The sequence below is a fragment of the Armatimonadota bacterium genome, assembly GCA_029907255.1.
Classification (GTDB): domain Bacteria; phylum Armatimonadota; class UBA5829; order DTJY01; family DTJY01; genus JAIMAU01.
In genome coordinates this window covers 1-19,565 of record JARYMF010000018.1, presented here as the reverse complement: position 1 = coordinate 19,565, position 19,565 = coordinate 1, and the positions used below count along the sequence as shown (strand labels likewise).

The following is a 19,565-nucleotide window of genomic DNA, read 5'->3' as shown; positions in this document are numbered from 1 at the left end:
CCGATTGAGTTATCCTGACGGGCTTTAAAATATGGGTGATGGCAATAAAACGATTAGTCTGAATGGAACATGGTCGCTAGCTTGGTTCGAAGAAGGCATGGGCGAGAAAGCTGGCGCGCATCTTCCAGGCTACGATGCTAAACAATGGCTCGAAGCTGTAGTACCCGGCGACATCCATCTTGACCTAATGCGAGCTGGGAAGATTAAAGATCCCTTCTATGGTCTGAATTATCTGGATTGCAAGTGGACAGAAGAAAAGGAGTGGTGGTACCGCCGCTCCTTTTTTATTCCCAAAGCAATGGAAGGCGGCAGGATTGAGCTCCAGTTTGGTGGTTTGGATACGTTTGCCACTGTGTGGGTAAATGGACAACGGGTTGGAAGCCACCGGAACATGTTTGTGCCTTGTTCTTTTGATATCTCGGACCTGCTGGAGTATGGGAAGCAGAATTTGGTTGCAGTGCGCCTGTCCTCCCCCTTAGAAGCTGTCAAGAGTAGGTCAACTGATGGAATGATTGCTGCCTTTGAGACTCATGAGAGGCTTTATGTGCGGAAAGCTCAGATGTCGTATGGCTGGGATATCGCGCCTCGAATTGTAACCACGGGTATTTGGCGGCCGGTGTATCTTTCAAGAAGAGGCGATGTGGCAATCGAGGATGTATGTGTTCGCACTATTTTAAAAAGCTTGGAGCATGCAGTAATCAACCTAGAGATTACCTTGCGCCAAAATGGTACTCGGGCGAAATCCGGAACGCTTGAGATAATAGCGAGGAATCGGAAGGATTCTTCCGAACTATCGCTCCCGTATAAGATTGCAGGTGAGACTGCAACTGTGATTGCTGAATTGCCTATTAATGACCCAAAGCTTTGGTGGCCGTGGAACATTGGTCGGCCAAACCTCTATTTGCTTTCGGTTGAAGCCATCCCAGATTTCGGCGTTGGGGAAAAGCGCAGGGTTGTGTTTGGTATACGTTCGGTAGAGCTTATTCAAGAGCTACAGGAGGATGGCTACCACAGCTTTATCTTTGCTATCAATGGGCAGAAGGTCTACGCCAAGGGGACCAACTGGATTCCTGGGGATGCAATATTCGCCCGCATTGACCGCAGAAAATACCGAAAGCTTATAGATATGGCGGTGGCTGAGAATATCAACATGTTCCGTATCTGGGGCGGCGGCATCTATGAGGATCCTTATTTCTATCGCTTGTGTGACGAGCGAGGAATTATGGTTTGGCAGGATTTCATGTTCACCTGCGCTGGCTATCCTCATGATGAGGAGTTCCTTTCGGAAGTGAAATATGAGGCTGAGAAAGTTGTAACTAACCTTAGAAATCATCCTTCAATTGTCATCTGGTGCGGCGACAACGAAGTGGATGCCACAACCTGCGGGCAGGGAATGGACATAACTAAAAATCCAATCAACAGAAGCGTTTTACCAGATGTTTGCACGCGACTAGACCCGACAAGGCCATATATTTGGAGCAGTCCTTGCAGTCCTTTTGGCGACCCCAACCCAATGAGTCAACTTGAGGGCGATAACCATATTTGGCACCATGGGTTATCGTATAAGGATGTGGTTTATTCTCAAGATGAGAGTCGTTTTGTTAGCGAGATTGGGCATCTCTCGATTCCTTGGCCGGAATCTGTGTGCAAATTTATACCTCAAGAGAGCTTGTGGCCGCCTGAGAACAAATTGTGGGATTTCCATTTTGGCACGGTTGAGCGGTTTGACCCACGCCGTAGAGAGGCGCTCGACAAAGCAATAGAAAACTTTGGATTTGAGCGTCCTGGCAGCCTGGAGGAATATGCGTTTTTGACTCAGCTAATCCAGGCCCTTGCGTATAAAGAGTGGATAGAGCACTACCGCCGCAGGAAATTCTCCTGCGGCGGTTTATTATATTGGAACCTATATGACAATTGGCCGCAATTTTCGGATGCTGTTGTTGATTACTATCTTAACCCCAAGATTGCATACTACTTTGTTCGTCGCGCTTTTGCGAATTTGTTGGTCTCACTTCAGGACATGGGCGATGGCAGGGTGGGAGTCTGGCTTATAAACGATGAATTGAAGGAGCGCACAGGCAGATTGCTACTCCGCTGCCAAAGGTTTAGCGGAGGTATCTCTTGGACACGCATTCTTCCAGTAAAGCTTCCAGCGAACTCTTCGCGCATGTTATGGGACATGCGACTACCCCATCCCTTGATGGAAAATCCTCGCACGTGCTTTGCGCAAGCGCAGCTGCTAGTAGGTGGTCGGATAGCGTCAGAAAACTTCTACTTCCCGGCGGAGTTTAGAGATATTGAGTGGCCGGAAACGCGCTTATCCGTTCAAATGGGCAACATTGCTAGATTAGGCAATAGGTTGGCGGCCGATTTTATAATTTCGTCAGCACTCTATGGTCGGCTGGTAAACGTGAGGGTTTCTGACGTTGGCGCAAAGCTTAGCGACAATTTTTTTGACATTCCACCAGGCGAGAAGCGCATTGTCCGAATGGTAGTAGATGACTCTAAGACTATGCCTCTTGCCGTCACTGTATCAGCGGCAAATTCATCGGAAAACATTGAGTTTGAACTTCAATAGGTATCACGCAGCTCTAAGAGCTTGTGACTCCCAGGAGCCCCATACTGCGTGAGCGGCATCTACTACTTGTGGGTCAAATTGCGTGCCGGAGGCTTCGTAAAGTATCCTCAGCGCTTCCCGCGGCGTTTTTGTTTCCTTGTATGACCGAGGTGAAGTAATTGCGTCAAATGCATCAGCGACGGCCATAATCCTGGAAAGCAAGGGAATCTCCTCACCGGCGAGGCCGTCGGGATAGCCGGTGCCGTCCCAGCGCTCGTGGTGATGGCCAGCAATCCAAGCTAGCTCAGAAAGGTGAGCTATGTTTCGTATGATATCCATTGTCAGCACCGGATGATGTCTGACTTGCAAGATTTCACTTTGTCCAAGTGGGCCAGGCTTATCTATTATTGAGCTTGGAACTGCTACCTTGCCGACATCATGAATCAATCCAGCAAACCGAAGTTTTGTAACCTCATTGTGTGGAATTCCTAGAGCTGTTGCGAGGTCAACGCTGTATTTAGAGACGCGCTCGGAATGGCCAGACATAAAGCCATGCTTGCTGTCAATGACACGTGCAAACACAGTCAGGACTGTGCCCAGCAAATCGCTGTTGGGTTGGAATACCGGCGTTCCGACATCCAGCTCGAACCTTTGGATTAGCCTGAATAGTCTATCCTCATCTACCAAATCGCGGTAGAAATCTTCATTGGAGAGAACCATTTTGAAGGCATCGGCTACTTCCAGGGATACCTCCATGCCTCCAACAATTCTAGCGATTTCGAGGGTCTCAGCTAATGATGCTTCTGGCTTGAAGCGCCTGCTTACATCGGCGCTGTCGGCAATCCGAATGAGCTGCGCTCCTAGGGCTATCTCTTCTTCCTTTTTGCGCTTGGGATAGCCTGCTCCGCTAAACCATTCATGGTGATCTACTACGAAGTCAGCGGATTTTTCGAGTCCTGGGATGCCTCGAACTATTTCGCCGCCGCGCTCTGGGTGGGTGACTATCTCTGGTCTAGATAGTTGGCTATAGAGTGTTGGAAAGCGAACTATATGGGGGAATGCTCCCATGCAGCCCACATCGTGGAGGAGAGCTGCAAAAAAGATATCCGAAGCTTGCCCTGGGACCATTTGCTCGGCCATTGCAGTTGCTACCGCGGCAACGCGCCATGCGTGATACAGCCGCGGATCTTCTTGTAAATCAAGAACATAAGACATTGCAGCTATTATATCTGAGAAAAGCCTTGAACAATCGCCAGTGAGAGAGTTTTGATAAGCAATGGCCGCTTCTTTCGAGCTAAAAATAGGCGAGCTTGTGATTGCAAAATTAAAGCCGGACATCGGTACCATTCGGACTCTCCTCCAATAAGCTTTTTGTCCCTTTTAGAATTTTCGGAAAAAATAGTAAAGAAAGTAGTCCTTCAAGCTTTTAAATTACAGCTTCTTTATAAAACAGGTAGAAATACGGGGTTTGAGAGAGGTATTAATTGTATGGGTTACGCCAATCCGAGAAGAGCTTTGTATTTATTATGCTGCCTTTCGCTTGGTAGAAAGTTCTTCGATAAAGTAAATGCCCTTTTCTGCCTCATCGAAATCTGGGCGTATTGCAAGTGCTTGCCGGAAAGCCATTTTTGCTAGCTCATAGGCACCAATCTCTATGTAACAATTCCCAAGCTCGACGAATACTGGAGCGTTTCTTGGGCTATAGGAAAGGCCTGCGCGGTACACGTCAATGGCATCTTTGTACCTGCCCGAGGTTGCAAGCATTCTAGCTGCTGCGAAATAAGCATCTGCATAAGTTGGGTCTATCTCAACAGCTTTAGCAAAGCACTGCAGTGCATTGGTCAGCTGATTCCGTTCGCCGTAGAGTCGCCCGAGTTCGACGTGGGCATCGAGGTAAGTTGGCCGCAGCTCGATTGCCCGGCGAAAATGCTTCTCGGCTGTTTCGAGATCACCCAAATTCTTAGCACATAGCCCCAATCTGTATCTGATTTCGGCGGTGTCATGGCCCATTTCAAGGACAGCAGAGTATCTCTCTTTGGCCTCCGGGTATCTTGCTTGGCTATATTCAACGTCGCCCAGCTCAGTAATAACACGGATATCATCGGGGCGAAGTCGAAGAATTTCTGTCAAGTGTTCCTTTGCGCGCTCAATGTGTCCAAGGCGGGCATACACTCTTTTCAAGATTTCGTGTTTCTGAGCGCGATTTGGGGTCATTGAGTTTGTTTTCTCTGATTCGATTATTTCATCTTGTTCAGGAGTGGTCCATCCGGGATCATAATGGTAATCCACTCCACAGCCGCAGGGTTCACTTTTTTTCTTCCTAGCTGGAACTTTTTTGCTTGCGACTTTGACCATCCAGTGCTCACCTCAAAAAATCATAATCGTAAGTTGTCCTATGCACCTGCCAAGCTTCTTAAAAGAGCGGCTTCCAATGCATTCCTGTTGATTCTAGATTCTGCGCTTTCATGGTTGGGGCTGGTCATCACTGCTATTGAATCTATTTCTATGGCTCGTACTGGCAGGAAACGCTCGACCGCTTGATAAATATAGTCGGCATCAACAGCCTCCATTACGTGCTGAGGATGCAGCTTAGTTATGCCTGCCAACTCGTGAGTTCTCAACTCTTTAGTAAAACCCGTTGCAATTTTCTGCAATCCTTCTATTTGCAGTTCGACGCATATTGGCTCTAATGAACGAACTTTTCTAATGCCTACAGATGGGCAGGGAGCATTTTCAATCAGATTTAAGGCTTCCTTTGTGAGAGGCAAGCTGCCTTCTAGGGAAATGAACGGTTTGTCGAGGGCAACAGTACCTAGCCTTAGCATGTCCATTTCGGTCGCAGTTTCAAAATCGTGGCTGACCGCGAATATGGCGTCTTCTCGCCGCGCAAGGACGGCCTGCATGATCTGCGCTGCTTTGAATCCTGCCACAACTACCACATTATCATAGTCGTCGAGCGCGTCTAGTTGGTGGTGTATGATTGGACGGCCATCAACCCAATTCAAACACGCAGGTGTTGCAATCCCTAAGTTCCAGGTTATGTTTGTACAATAGATTATGGCATTCTTATGTTGCACCTTAGTTCACCTCAAACGTTTATGCCGCCTTGCGCATTTTCTTGCCATTGGTTGCTGATTTCTTGTGACGCGCCATCACGGACTTGTAGATGGCAATTATCTCCTCAGCATGGCGAGCCATTGGTTTAGGTGGTGCAATATTAGACCTAAGCATGTTTAGCGTTTGCGGATTTTCAATTAGATATCGCAAATGCGAAGCTAATCCTCGAGTGTTTCCCATTTCAAAGAGAAAGCCATTTTTGCCGTGTTTAATCCACTCAGGTATCCCCCCTGCGCGCGCACCAACTACCGGCACGCCTGCGCCAAGAGCCTCCATGACGGTTCGCGGCGCAGGTTCATGCCATAAAGGAGGCACCACACAGGCGGACATGTTGCCAAGGATATGCGGAAGTAGGTCGGGCTTGTAATAACCTGCAAATTCCACTTTGGGTAGGAACCTGTTATCCTCTTGGAGGCGGCGTTCAATTTCGCGTGCGTAATTATGGTCAGCAATTGAGCCGTGAATGCTTATTTCAAACTTGTCTCGGACGTCGTGAAGCATTTCGGCGGCATCAAGAAGTAAGTGAACGCCTTTTCTGAAAATAATGGTTCCAAGGAAACCAAACGTAATCTTTGCGCTCTGTTGCCGCAGAAACTTGTCTTTTGTTGCCCAGAGTTGTTCAGCTGTTCCCGCTGCTGGAGTAATTGTAATTATTCGCTCTGGGGCTATTCCATGTTCCAGATAAAGGTTGCGCACATAGTTTGAGACCGCAATTATTGCATTAGCTTTGTTAAGCCATCGAATAATGTTTCGATAGCGGGCTGCGTAGGCGAGAGCCCTGTCCTTCACATCAGGTTCGCCTTCTATTGGTGGGATGCACTCCGCGCACTTGGTGCCATCTCCGGGGCCTGAGCACACCCTATTGTGTCTATCCAGGAGATCGTGTCTTGGGCAAATGAACCAGTAATTATGTAAAGTTACGACAAAAGGAATTCCCATTTCGTAGGCGGTTTGCAAAAGGGAAGCCGAAAGCCCGGCTAGATTGTGGAAGTGGATAATGTCCGGATGCTTCTGGTTAACCGTCCAGCGAAGCACTATCTCGCTTTCGGTGTTTTGCATTTCGCGCAATGGATGGTTTAAATCTGCGAATTCCACATGACGGTTGGTAACCCCATAGATATCTAAACCCTTGTAATTTTGATGAAAAACAGCGAACCCCAACCCCCCTTCAACTTGCCTAGGGCATGCTGCTAGGATTGAGCTGGAATGGCCGGCGATAGAGAGCTGGTCGCACAATTCCTGAGTGTATGCCACAGGTCCCAGGGTGAGATGGTCAGGAGGTTGACCCCAAGTGACGTGGAGAATCTTCATTTTTTGCTCTCCTTAAGGAAAATAGTTTATTCCATAAAATTGGGGCAATCACAAGACACTTTTTATTATCGGAAATTGGGGTTAAGGGCTTTAGAGGACATCCATTTCCATTCCGAGAGGTAATTTGCTAAGATACAGTCAGCAAATATTTTTGGGGGTGATTCGATTGACACACATGGTGTTGATTTTAAGCATATGTGCGGCTTTGATTTTTGCTACCGTTGCCACCGCTGAGATTTCAAAGGGGTTTCTTATTAAGACGGTTTCTGTTGGAGGGAAGGACTATAAATATGTTGTCTACGTCCCTTTATGCTATGATGGAAAGAAAGCATTGCCTGCGATTATATTCCTAAATGGTAAAGGTGAGTGCGGTTCCGATGGATGGAGGCAGGTTTTCCACTTTGGCTCGGCTATTATGTTGGACGCGGAAAAGTGGCCATTTATTGTCATGTTTCCGCAAAAGCAGTCGCCGGAGACACAGTGGGAAGATGAGGAGGCAATGGTCCTTTCAATTCTGGAGAAAACCTGCCTCGAATATAAGATTGATAAGTCAAGGCTCTACCTTACGGGGCTTTCGCAAGGTGGTCATGGGACGTGGGCAATCGCTGCTCGCCATCCAGATCTCTTTGCCGCGATTGCGCCGGTATGCGGGTATGGAGAAAAGTCGCTCGCCGATAAGGTCGCTATGCTTCCTGTGTGGATTTTCCACGGTGACGCTGACCAAGTCGTACCGGTGGAGAAGGCATATGAGATGGAGAAATGGATAAAGGAGGCGGGTGGCTCGCCGAAGCTGACCATTTACCCTGGCGTCGGCCACAATTCGTGGGACAAGGCTTATCGAGAGGAAAATCTTGGCGCATGGTTTCTCGAGCATGAAAAGGCTAAGTAGGTGGATGTAAGTCTTGATAGTTAATGCTGCCGAGATTGGCAGGCTAACATTATTCTGCTGAGGAGGTTTCAATGCGCATAGGATTTGTTGACCATCATCTAAACAACTATCATGCGGACAAGTTTCTTTCGTTGATTCGCGGGCCGCTATCAGATTTGGGAGCAGAGGTTGCCATAGCGTGGGAATCGGACCCAAAGGATGGCGATTGGTGCGAAAAGAATAGCGTCCCAAGGGCGGGGAGCATTGCCGAAGTATGTCAGAAGTCTGATGCGGTATTCATCCTAGCCCCCGACAATATAGATGACCATTTAAAACTAGCGAGGGAGGTTCTCCCTTATGGGAAACCTACTGCAATTGATAAGGCACTTGCTTTTAAAGTTTCTGAGGCCAAAGAAATTGTTGAGCTTGCAAGAAAGCATAACACACCAATTACATCGAGTTCAGCCCTTGCTTTTGCGGTCGAGCTTGAGGATTTGCTCAATCAGATAGCTGAGCCACCTGCGGAAGTCTTTGTTACCGGCATGGGCGAGTGGAAGAACTATGGGCTCCATACGCTTTCGATGGCACTGCGAGTCATGGGTCCTGGTATTAAGCGGCTGATAGACACCGGCACGGAGTCCAGCCGTGTGGTAACTCTCGATTATGGCGATGGAAGAAAGGCTTTTGTGACAGTCCGCTGGTCGAGCGATATGTGGCAGATTTTTCCGTGGACCCTTGGCATCCGACTTAACCGCGAAAAATACCTTTATACAACAATTCAGGACTATGACGGCTTTTATGCGAACCTTATGAAGAGGGTAATCGAATTCTTTCGGATCTGCATTCCACCATTTCCTGGTGAGCTTGCCATGGAGCTGGTCACGGTTCTCGAATATGCAGACCAGTCTCTAGCTGCTGGCGGATTGTGGGTTGAGATTTAGCAATCAATTTGAGGGATGGCACATTCGGCAGTATTTCTCCTCATGGCATTTGAAGCACGGAGAGCCTTGAGCAAGGCTGGCGCCGTGTTTCTTGTGCTCCATGATAAAATTGGATGGATGCGGCATCTCTACCCCATGGCACTTCTGGCATGAATCCTTACCATGGCACAGGTCGCAAAGTTGGGGCGAAGCCTTTCCTTGCTCGGAATGTTTTTTCTTAAATTCGCCCGCATGGGATGCGGGAGCTGCGCTGTGGCACTTAGCGCAATCAGAGGAATTATGACAGCGGAGGCATGCTGTTGACTCGGACTTTGCTGAATCCTTATGCCCCATCAACCAGCTTGGCTTGTGTGGCATCTCAACTTTGTGGCAATCAGAGCAACTTTGAGTTCTGTGGCAGACCAAGCAAGATTTAGTGTTTTTCACTGCAGTTTTGCCATGGGTTTTCAGCCAATTACCCTTGTGTGAAGCAGGCATGGTGGTGGCGTGGCATGACTCACAGAATCGCTCATCGTGGCAGCCATAGCAAGCCGACCGATTGCTGGCACTAGACCCATGCGTCTTGACCCAATCGAAAGTGTGGCTTTTTGGGCGACTGCTGAGATGGCATGAGGTACAGAAGTCATCTTGGTGGCAGCGCTGGCAGGTCTGTTTGCTTTTCAATGCGGCAGACGTATGCCTAGTTTGCCAGTTTTGTGGATGTGGCATGTCAAGGCCATGACAACTCCTGCAGTAATCTTTTGTATGGCATGTTTCACACGTCTTTCTGCCTATGTTTGCCTGTGTTGAATGCCGCTTGACCCAGCTTGAGTCGTGCGAAGGCGGAAGCTTTGTTTCGTGGCATTTCAGACAAAAGGCGGATTTGTGACAAGCCAGACAGCTTTCTGCATTTTGGGTGATTTGCCGACCGTGAATACTAGTCCACTTTGAATCCTTATGTGAGGCAGGAATCTTTTCTTGATGACATGCAATGCAGAATCCTTCCTTATGGCAGTTTACGCAGTTTCCGGGATTCTTCTTTGCTGATTCTGGATGGGTTTTAATCCAACCCAAGGGGTGAGCCGGTTGCTTATGTTTGTTGGAAGAGGTTTCTGTTGATATCTTGCTCGCAGTTGCAAAGCGATGACAATTCTTACAGAACTCTTCATTGAGGTACCTTTTGAGGTAGGCGTTATGCTTGGCAATCGCTTGCTTGTGTGTTGTTATCCATTCAGATGAAAACTTATCTGTTTGCTTTGAACTAAATGTCTCATGACATAGGTTGCAGGAATTGCTTGCTTTTCTGCCGTCATGGCAATCGAAACAGACGGTCATTTTGAGGATATTCTTAAGGGTGTTCTTAAGAATATCCTTTGTAGTTGCATCTGGATCGTGGACGATATCGTCATGGCAAAATGTGCACTCGATGCCTCTTTCTAGGTGTCTTCTGTGGGTAATCTTGAGGTTGTGGTGGACTATAGAATCCGCTATATTGGTGTGACATTTTTCACAATTGGCGTTCAAGATATTAGCTTGGATGTTCTTTGATTCATTACCAAGCTCAGTTTCGTACAAAAACTTTTCGCCATCGCCCCTCTTAGCACGTATCATGCTACTAATGCTTGGCACGACGTGGCATTGCTCACAGGAGACATTTTTGTGGAGAGACACGCGCCAGGTTTGGATGGCAAAGCGCATCTCGTGGCATGCAGTGCAGAAAATGGGCCTTTTTGAGTAAACAACGCCGCCTGTAACGCCAATTAAAACAGGAGCCGCAAAGGCGAGGAGTAGCCACCAGCTCACAACCCATCGGCAAATGGGTATGGTAATTTTCGAAGTTAACCAGCGGCGGATAATTCCGCGCCCCTCTTCACTTTGCGATGATTGCATTCTCATTCTTTTCTGCCTGATTGACTATGCGCTCGTATTCAAGCGGATGATTGTGCTTAATTTTGTCCTCGGATATTTTGCCGTCAATCCAGACTCTGTCCATAGGAAAATGTCCTGGTTTGAGATGCACATGGTACATATGCCAAATAAGGATGGTTAGGAACGCAAGCAATGCCTCCCAGCTGTGTACTGCTCTTGCAACGTCAAGTGCCCAAAGCGGAAGAATGTTTATTGATTTATCCTCAAACCAGAGTATAAAACCAGTTAGAATCATCACTACAGAGCCCCAACCAACTGCGAAATACTCGAATTTTTCGATGTAATTGTATCGGTCGAACTTTGGCTTACTTTTAGCAAGGGCGAAGTAGTACTTAAGCATATGAAAAAGGTCTGTGAAATCTTTCCATCTTGGAAGAAGTGCTCTGAACTCATTGCGTCCCTCATGGGTTAATGCAGTGTGGATAACGTGATAAACTGCTAGGCATATTAAGATTACTGCGCCAACACGGTGTAGTATTGCCCGCGCTGTAAATCCACCCATTATTTGGATTATCGTTGCAGAAATTTGCGAATCTGAATAGCGCACCGGCAGGCCTGTAATAACAAGCAGGGTGAAGCTAAACATAAGCACAATGTGCTGAATCCTTCGATTTAAAGAGAACCGCTCGAAGTATCGTGTTTTTTCAGCTTGTCTTTTTTCTGCAAGCGCCATTATCCGTTACCTCTCTTTTTGTTTCTTAAGTGCGCCAGTAGGTCAAGCGTAATGTAACCGCAAAAAGCAAGTATTATTAGAGAGACAAACACTCGATATGCTGTGCCAACCCAGAAAACCACTATGTCCTTTTGGGGCGAGGGTTCTAAATGAACACTGCCCTTAGCAAAGTTCTGAGCATTTGTTTGGTGACACTTGCCGCACACTTTGGGCAGGTTCTTCTTATTTGTTGCCGACCTAGAATCTCTTGATGGTCTGATGTCATGGGACCCATGGCAAGAAGCACAATTTGCCGCTAATACATTGCCATATCTATTTGCGATGCCATGATAGCTAGTGTTATATGATGCTAGCCGGTTTGCAGGAATTTTGTATTTTTCTTGAATCTTTGGGTTCTCATGACATTTAGAACAGGTCATCCGCACGTTGGTAGGGTAAACCGTAGAATCAGGGTTGTAACTCGGAAGTATTAAGTGGGTTCCATGGCAATCGCTACATGCCGCCGCATCTAACATGCCACTCATGATTGCTTCACCATGGATGCTTTTCTGGTAAGTTATTAACTGCTTTCTATGGCATTCCCCGCATGTTTTAGATATGTTTGCTTTGTTGACCAATGACTTGGGGTTTTCAGGCGCAAGAATTTCGTGCGTCCCATGGCAATCGGTGCAAACTGCAGTAGGTGGAAGGCCATTTGACTTGTTTAGCTTGCAGTGGACGCTCCTCGTATACAACCTGATTTTTTTTACATTAGTTAGGTTGTATCTAGCGGCGGTGGCGGCGTCAGAGTGACACTTGCTGCAAGTTACAACTATATTGGCCCGCGAAACCATAGAATGCGGATCGCGTGCTGGTCTAATGTCGTGGGTTCCGTGGCAATCTTTACAATGCACTATTTTTTTGTCTCCTTGCCGGGCAGTTTGTGCGTGGACGCTGGAAGCAAATTGGCGCATGAGTATAATATCTCTATCCCCATCGGCACTTCTCTTGCCGTGACATCGGGTACACATAACGGGGGCAACATTTGGACGATGAGGCAATTTTTCGCCGCGTAAATCGGTATGGCAGTCCGTGCACATCAAAGCCCTATGAGACGATTTGGATAAAATTTCTGCGTCAACGTATAGTAAAACTTGCTTTCCTTCAGAGGTTTTGCTCAAACTCTGGGCGCTGTGGCACATCATGCATTGAGAATTGTCTGCAAGTGCGACTCCTGGAAGAAAAGAAGAAAACAAAGCCAAAAAAGCGAGAAAACCGAGCGGTGGTGCTATGGTATTTAAAATTATAGAGTGTTTTTCCATCGGATTTTGATATGACAATCTCAGTTGGCACTTTTAGTATATCATACCGAGAGGTAAATTGGGAAGACATGCGATTAACCTATGTGTTGGGAATCGAAAGTAATGAAAACTATTAAGGAAATGCCAATAATATAAATGGAAAATTTTTTATCAAAACACTTGACAATATGACACTCAAGTGTTATAATCCACTTAGGCTTAGGAAGATGTGCTATTAAGCGATTGCTATTCAGTTTAGTTTTGCAGACTCAAGGGTATGAAGTTTATCAGGAGGTGAACCTTAATTGGGCAGAACTGTTGGTATTGACTTAGGAACTACGAACTCCGTTGTAGCCGTGATGGAGGGTGGCGAGCCCGTAGTAATTCCAAATGCAGAAGGCTCGAGACTAACACCATCAATTGTGGCCTTTACTAAGACGGGCGAGCGGCTTGTGGGTATACCTGCAAAGCGCCAGGCTATTCTCAATCCCGAGCGGACGATAGCTTCTATCAAACGAAAAATGGGCACAGACTACAAGGTGACCATTGATAACAAAACATACACGCCGGAAGAAATCTCCGCAATGATTCTTCAAAAGCTGAAGACGGATGCGGAGGCGTACCTTGGCGAAAAGGTAACAGATGCCGTTATTACGGTGCCAGCATACTTCAATGATGCTCAGCGAACTGCTACAAAAACAGCGGGCGAGATTGCGGGGCTGAACGTCTTGAGGATTATCAATGAACCCACCGCTGCTTCCTTGGCATACGGTCTTGACAAGAAAGAAAGCGAAACCATCCTGGTTTACGACTTGGGCGGTGGCACTTTTGATGTTTCGATACTGGAAGTCGGCGAAGGCGTATTCGAGGTAAAAGCCACAGCTGGCGATACCCAACTAGGCGGCGATGACTGGGATCAGCGCATTGTAGATTATGTTGCAGATGAGTTTATGAAGCAGGAAGGTATTGACCTGCGCAAGGACCGACAGGCTCTTCAGAGGTTGCGGGAGGCAGCCGAAAAGGCGAAGATTGAGCTTTCCAGTGTAGTGCATACAAACATCAGCCTGCCGTTCATTACGGCGACACAGGAAGGCCCGAAGCATCTCGATATGACCCTAACAAGAGCGAAATTCGAGGAGCTAACAGCTGATTTAGCAGAGCGCACAATTGGCCCCTTCAAGAGAGCGCTAGCCGATGCCGGCCTAACAGAAAAAGACATTGATGAGATTATACTCGTTGGCGGTGCAACGAGAATGCCACATATTTATGAGCTTGTTAAGCGGCTTGGTGGCGGCAAGGAGCCTCACAAGGGCGTGAATCCGGACGAGGTTGTTGCAATCGGCGCGGCAATTCAGGCGGGTGTTCTGAGCGGTCAAGTAAAGGACGTGGTATTGCTCGATGTGACGCCGCTTTCCTTGGGCATTGAAACTCTTGGCGGCGTATTTACAAAGCTGATTGAGCGTAATACAACAATTCCTACTCGTAAAAGCGAAATTTTCACTACCGCCGTGGATGGCCAGACAGACGTTGAAATTCACGTCCTTCAGGGCGAGCGCGAAATGGCAAAAGACAACAAGACGCTAGGACGGTTCCATCTCGTTGGCATACCGCCGGCGCCGAGAGGTATTCCTCAAATTGAGGTGACGTTCGATATCGACGCGAATGGGATAGTCAACGTCTCAGCCAGGGACAAAGCTACCGGAAAAGAACAGAGCATTACAATTACCGGTTCAACTAGGCTGAGCAAAGAAGAGATAGACCGCATGGTCGCGGATGCCCAGCGGTATGCGGAGGAGGACCGAAAAGCCCGAGAAGCGGCGGAGACACGAAATAGGGCTGACAGTCTTATTTATCAAACCGAGAAGCTTCTGCGCGACTTGGGCGACAAAGTTCCGAGTGACCAAAAAGTCAATATTGAGAACGCAATCTCAGAAGTGCGTTCGGCGCTGAATTCGAATGACATAGAACGAATCAGGCAGGCGACCGACAACCTACAGCAGGCGTCGTATAAGCTTTCAGAGATCATGTACCAGCAAGCGGCGGCAGGTGCAGCAACCGGAGGCGCTGAAGCAGGCGCCCGACAGGAGGGCAAACCTGGCGAAGAGGGCGTCATAGATGCCGAATTTAAAGAGCAGTAACGACGAACGCTGATGGGTGTGGCTCGCTGATGTTTGCGAGCCGCACCATGGACGGCAGTGTAAAAATCTCTTAACCGGAGGTGAAACAGCCGTGAGTATCTTAAGATGGGATCCATTTCGTGAGTTGGAAAACTTGCGTGAGGATGTAAATAGGCTCTTCCAAGAAGCTATGACAAGACCTGGACGAGGAGCGCCAGCTTCGAGGTCATGGGCGCCGCCTGTGGATGTGGTTGAGGACGAAGATAAGTTCGTGCTCCGGGCTGAGCTGCCTGGAATGAGCAAAGAAGACATGGATGTTGAGATGCATGGCGATACGCTCACCATCCGTGGAGAGCGCAAGTTTGAACAAGAAGAAGGAAAAGAAAATTATGTCCGCATTGAGCGGGCGTATGGCAAGTTTCAGCGTTCGTTTACACTGAATGTGCCAGTAAAGGCCGACGAAATTAAGGCAACGTACAAGGACGGCATACTCGAGGTTACCGTCCCTAAGGCAGAAGAAATTAAGCCAAAGAAGGTCGAGGTAGCTATAGAATAACATGTCAATGAAGGGGGAATGAGCTAAAAAAGAGAACCGAGTCGCAAACATTTCCCATTCCCCCTTCATGTTCGAACTCCTATGAACTACAAAGATTATTACGCCATACTCGGAGTAAAAAGAGACGCCACCGAAAAGGAAATCAAGCAAGCCTATCGTAGGCTAGCCCGGAAATACCACCCGGATGTAAACCCTGGCAACAAGGAAGCGGAGGAAAAATTTAAAGAAATTAGCGAAGCCTACGAGGTATTAAGCGATAAGGAGAAGCGCGCAAAGTACGATATGCTAAGTCGCGAACCTTGGGCTGCTACGGCGGGTGGGCCGGGAGGTTTCACCTACGAGACGTTTGGCGATTTTGACCTTGGAGGTGGATTTGGGGGATTTAGCGATTTCTTTGACATGCTCTTTGGGCCTCGCGGAGGAATGCGCACACGCCCAGCTAGGGGGGCAGACGTCGAAGCGCAAATAGAGGTCACACTCCAAGAGGCATATGAAGGGGCAACAAAAACATTCTCGATTCCCATCGAGCCAGGGAAGCCTCCACAGAGGTTCGAAGTTAAAATTCCCCCTGGTGTTGCTGATGGGTCGCGGATTCGGCTTGCAGGCAAAGGTGCTCCTGGTCCAACAGGAGAACGAGGCGATCTCTACCTAATAGTAAGGATTCGGCCGGATTCGCGCTTCGAGAGAAGAGGAGATGATTTATACACAGAAGTAACCATACCTTTCGCCACAGCTGCCCTTGGAGGAGAGGTTACCGTTCCCACGCTCAAGGGTCGTATTACGATGAAGGTGCCGCCGGGCACACAAGGAGGGCAGACATTTCGGCTTGCTGGCCAAGGAATGCCCCGTTTGAATAAGCCTGGAAGAGGCGACCTATATGTTCGGGTGCAGATTGCTGTGCCGAGGCATTTGACCCAGAGGCAGAGGGAAATAATCCAGGAGCTTGCTGGGGCAGCATAGAACGCAGGCGGATTATTGTTTTGGAAAACAGAACGCCGTCTGTGGTCTGTGAAGGGAGTGACATATAATGGCGCAGAGAGATGAAGATGAACCCGTATACATGATAGGCGTAGCGGCTAAACTGTGTGAGATGCATCCGCAGACGCTCAGAATGTATGAGCGCATCGGGCTCATCAAGCCCAAGCGCGTTGGAAGAAAAAATCGCATGTATTCGGACCGCGACATTGAGCGACTGCGCCAAATTCAGCGTCTCACACAGGATTTAGGTGTCAATCTTGCCGGCGTTGAAGTCATATTTCGCCTGCTCGAGCAGATGGAAAACATGCGGAAAACCATGGAAGAAGAGATGAACCGCATGCGGGAGGAGATGGAACGCCGAATAATGGAGCTCGAGCAGCAGCGTTAGTTATAACAAATACGGTGTATTTAACTAGCATATAGTAGGCAATAGGTTTAACTTAGATGGGCTTACTAAAGAAAAGCTCGACGACCACTACCACGAAAGCAAACGTGGTCCATTCATTCTTCTGCTCATAGCCTGTAACCGCTCAATTAGAAACTAGCTTGAAGCCTACTTTGGGCATGTCCAGTCTCCGGCTTATATTGCTAGAAGCCCCTATTGTTTCTTTACTTCCCTTGCGATTTGCTATTTTGCTCAATTGCGCCAGCATTCTCTCTTAAGCTAGGGTAGACATTAAAATATCGTTCGTGAGAAAGGCCATCAGGTTTACAATTGCCACCTCCTGTGATATAATTACGCGGTTTGCCTTACCTGACGGGCAGAAACCTGTTTGCGGATACTATTTCATGGAGGTTTGCACATGCCGACGATAGAATATGTCCTAGCGCGGGAAATCCTCGATTCACGAGGGAATCCTACAGTTGAGGTTGAGGTTCACCTTGACGATGGAAGCATAGGCAGGGCGGCGGTTCCCTCTGGAGCCTCTACTGGCGCCCACGAGGCAGTTGAGCTTAGGGATGGCGACAAGTCTCGCTACCTTGGAAAGGGAGTAAAGAAGGCAGTTGATAATGTAAACGAGCGAATTGCTGCCGAAATCATTGATTTAGACGCCACCGACCAAGTTGCAATTGACGAACTAATGATTGAACTTGACGGTACACCAAACAAAAGCAACCTTGGAGCGAACGCAATTCTAGGTGTTTCGCTTGCGGTGGCAAAGGCGGCTGCTGAGTCGCTAGGTTTGCCTCTTTACAGATACATTGGAGGAACTAGCGCACGCGAGCTCCCAGTTCCAATGATGAATATCCTCAATGGTGGCAAGCATGCAGACAACAGCGTTGATCTCCAGGAGTTCATGGTTATGCCTTTAGGCGCCCCAAACTTTGCAGAAGCTCTCAGAATGGGTGCCGAAGTTTTTCACCACTTAAAAGCAGTTCTAAAGAGCAAAGGAATGAGTACCGCTGTCGGTGATGAGGGTGGATTTGCCCCTAACCTCCAGAACAACGAGCAGGCAATAGAAGTCATTGTCGAAGCTATCGAGAAGGCAGGCTACCAGCCGGGCAAGGATGCGTATATTGCCCTTGACCCAGCGGCATCTGAGCTTTATGACGAGGCTAAAAAGAAGGGTGAAGAAGGAAAATACTTCTTCTGGAAATCGAACATACTAAAGACTAGAGAAGAGATGGTAGATTTTTGGGCTAACTTAGTTGAAAAATACCCAATTATTCTAATCGAGGACGGCATGGCTGAGGATGACTGGGATGGCTGGAAGATGCTCACGGAGCGGCTTGGGAAAAAGATTCAGCTCGTTGGAGATGATGTCTTTGTAACAAACACCGAACGAATTAAAAAAGGCATCGAAATGGGCGTAGCGAACTCCGTTCTAATAAAGCTTAATCAGATTGGCACGCTGACTGAGACGCTGGCGGCGATTGAGTTAGCAAAACGCCATAACTACACTGCAGTAGTATCCCATCGCTCGGGCGAAACCGAAGATGCAACCATCGCTCATGTTGCAGTGGCCATGAATACCGGCCAAATCAAGACTGGTGCACCATCGCGCACCGACAGAGTTGCAAAATACAACGAGCTCCTGCGAATTGAAGAGGAGCTGGCCGACACAGCGGTTTTCCGTGGCCTTGACGTGTTCTACAATCTTAGAAAATCGTGAGACGGACCAAAATTATTTGCACAATAGGCCCTGCGACCAAATCACCAGAAATGCTTCGGCGGCTTGCAGAAGCTGGCATGAACGTCGCGCGCCTCAATTTTTCGCACGGCACACGAGAGGAACACGGCCAGCGGATACAAGAAATTCGAGCAATTGAAGAGCAAATAGGGACGCCGATTGCTATTCTTCAGGACCTGCCGGGCACAAAATTGAGAACAGGTCGAATGCCGCCTGGTGGAGTAAGCCTCGTAGCCGGACAGCGTTTCATCTTTACCACACGCGATGTCCCGGGAAGCGCTGAGGAAGTGAATTTGCCGTATCCGGAGTTAGTTCGTCAGGCGGTTCCGGGGAGGCGAATTTTTGTAGATGATGGGCAACTTGAATTCAAAATCGAATCCGCCACCGAGACGGATATAATCACACAAGTAGTCATTGGTGGCGTGCTGGGCGCTCATAAGGGCGTCAATATGCCAGGAGCGCGCATTAGCCTCCCATCAGTCACAGAAGCCGATATAGAGGATTTGAAGTTTGGATTAGAAAAAGATGTTGATTGGGTTGCGGCATCGTTCATTAGGTCTGCAAGCGACCTTGCACCGATTAGGAAAATTATCGAAGATGCTGGAAAACCTGTTCGATTGATTGCCAAGATTGAGAAAGCCGAGGCGGTCGAAGAGATAGATTCAATCATTAATGCGGCAGATGGGATCATGATTGCGCGGGGCGATCTCGGGGTTGAAATGCCTCTAGAGCAAGTTCCAGTGGTTCAAAAGATGATTATACGGAAGTGCAATGAGGCAGGGAAACCGGTCATAACTGCCACCCAGATGCTGGACTCAATGATTCGGAATAGGCGTCCAACCCGCGCTGAGGTTACCGATGTGGCAAACGCAATCTACGATGGAACGGATGCCACAATGCTTTCAGGTGAGACAGCAATTGGGGCGTTTCCCATTGAGGCAGTCGAGATGATGTCGAAAATCGCTGTTCAAGCTGAGGAGACTATAGACTATAGGGCCGTGCAGAAGGAGAAAATATTAGGTGCGGCGAATACGGTAACCGAAGCAATCGCCCAAGCGACCGTTGAAATTGCTGGCGATCTCAATGCCACTGCGATAGTAACGCCGACGTCATCTGGCGCAACTGCA

Annotated in this window: 16 protein-coding genes; 9 read left to right on the top strand and 7 right to left on the bottom strand. The window is 48.2% G+C overall.

What is annotated here, in order from left to right; genetic code table 11:
• Positions 1–31: 31 nt before the first annotated feature.
• Positions 32–2,578, top strand: a complete 2,547-nt coding sequence (locus QHH26_12820; protein MDH7482840.1) for a glycoside hydrolase family 2 TIM barrel-domain containing protein — start codon at positions 32–34, stop codon at positions 2,576–2,578.
• Between the two features lie 3 nt (positions 2,579–2,581).
• Here the strand turns inward: QHH26_12820 and QHH26_12815 are convergent, their stop codons facing one another.
• From QHH26_12815 to QHH26_12800, 4 genes are all read right to left on the bottom strand, one after another.
• On the bottom strand, positions 2,582–3,904 hold the full coding sequence (locus QHH26_12815; protein ID MDH7482839.1) for an HD domain-containing phosphohydrolase: 1,323 nt from the start codon (positions 3,902–3,904) through the stop codon (positions 2,582–2,584).
• A 177-nt stretch (positions 3,905–4,081) separates the two neighbouring features.
• Positions 4,082–4,912, bottom strand: coding sequence for a tetratricopeptide repeat protein (locus tag QHH26_12810; GenBank protein MDH7482838.1), 831 nt, complete (start codon positions 4,910–4,912; stop codon positions 4,082–4,084).
• Positions 4,913–4,950: 38 nt separating this feature from the next.
• A complete protein-coding gene (locus QHH26_12805) occupies positions 4,951–5,634 on the bottom strand; it encodes a hypothetical protein (protein MDH7482837.1) in 684 nt (227 codons plus the stop codon).
• Positions 5,635–5,653: 19 nt separating this feature from the next.
• Positions 5,654–6,985 (bottom strand): glycosyltransferase, encoded by a 1,332-nt coding sequence (locus QHH26_12800; protein MDH7482836.1) that lies wholly within the window; start codon positions 6,983–6,985, stop codon positions 5,654–5,656.
• A gap of 175 nt (positions 6,986–7,160) precedes the next feature.
• Between QHH26_12800 and QHH26_12795 the strand changes: the two genes are divergently transcribed.
• A complete protein-coding gene (locus QHH26_12795) occupies positions 7,161–7,874 on the top strand; it encodes a prolyl oligopeptidase family serine peptidase (protein ID MDH7482835.1) in 714 nt (237 codons plus the stop codon).
• Positions 7,875–7,945: 71 nt separating this feature from the next.
• A complete protein-coding gene (locus QHH26_12790) occupies positions 7,946–8,794 on the top strand; it encodes a Gfo/Idh/MocA family oxidoreductase (protein ID MDH7482834.1) in 849 nt (282 codons plus the stop codon).
• A 3-nt stretch (positions 8,795–8,797) separates the two neighbouring features.
• On the opposite strand, the gene QHH26_12785 is transcribed toward QHH26_12790, so the two are convergent.
• From QHH26_12785 to QHH26_12775, 3 genes are read right to left on the bottom strand one after another with little or no spacing between them, the layout of a single operon-like run.
• On the bottom strand, positions 8,798–10,669 hold the full coding sequence (locus tag QHH26_12785; protein ID MDH7482833.1) for a cytochrome c3 family protein: 1,872 nt from the start codon (positions 10,667–10,669) through the stop codon (positions 8,798–8,800).
• The gene (locus QHH26_12780) at positions 10,644–11,375 is read right to left on the bottom strand and encodes a hypothetical protein (GenBank protein MDH7482832.1); all 732 of its coding nucleotides are present in this window, start codon (positions 11,373–11,375) and stop codon (positions 10,644–10,646) included. Before QHH26_12780 ends, QHH26_12785 begins: the two co-directional genes overlap by 26 nt.
• Positions 11,375–12,268 carry a cytochrome c3 family protein gene (locus QHH26_12775; GenBank protein MDH7482831.1) on the bottom strand — a complete coding sequence of 298 codons (894 nt, stop codon included), beginning with the start codon at positions 12,266–12,268 and terminating at the stop codon, positions 11,375–11,377. Before QHH26_12775 ends, QHH26_12780 begins: the two co-directional genes overlap by 1 nt.
• A gap of 692 nt (positions 12,269–12,960) precedes the next feature.
• Between QHH26_12775 and dnaK the strand changes: the two genes are divergently transcribed.
• The 6 genes from dnaK to pyk form a co-directional block, all read left to right on the top strand.
• A complete protein-coding gene (gene dnaK, locus QHH26_12770) occupies positions 12,961–14,793 on the top strand; it encodes a molecular chaperone DnaK (protein ID MDH7482830.1) in 1,833 nt (610 codons plus the stop codon).
• 91 nt (positions 14,794–14,884) lie between these two features.
• Complete coding sequence (locus QHH26_12765; protein ID MDH7482829.1) at positions 14,885–15,328, top strand: Hsp20/alpha crystallin family protein; 444 nt, start codon at positions 14,885–14,887, stop codon at positions 15,326–15,328.
• A gap of 81 nt (positions 15,329–15,409) precedes the next feature.
• Positions 15,410–16,288, top strand: a complete 879-nt coding sequence (locus QHH26_12760; protein ID MDH7482828.1) for a DnaJ C-terminal domain-containing protein — start codon at positions 15,410–15,412, stop codon at positions 16,286–16,288.
• 67 nt (positions 16,289–16,355) lie between these two features.
• Positions 16,356–16,694, top strand: a complete 339-nt coding sequence (locus QHH26_12755; protein ID MDH7482827.1) for a MerR family transcriptional regulator — start codon at positions 16,356–16,358, stop codon at positions 16,692–16,694.
• 415 nt (positions 16,695–17,109) lie between these two features.
• On the top strand, positions 17,110–18,420 hold the full coding sequence (eno, locus tag QHH26_12750) for a phosphopyruvate hydratase (GenBank protein MDH7482826.1): 1,311 nt from the start codon (positions 17,110–17,112) through the stop codon (positions 18,418–18,420).
• Positions 18,417–19,565 (top strand): pyruvate kinase (gene pyk, locus QHH26_12745; protein ID MDH7482825.1); only part of this gene is annotated, 1,149 nt, incomplete at its 3' end. The genes eno and pyk, both read left to right, overlap by 4 nt.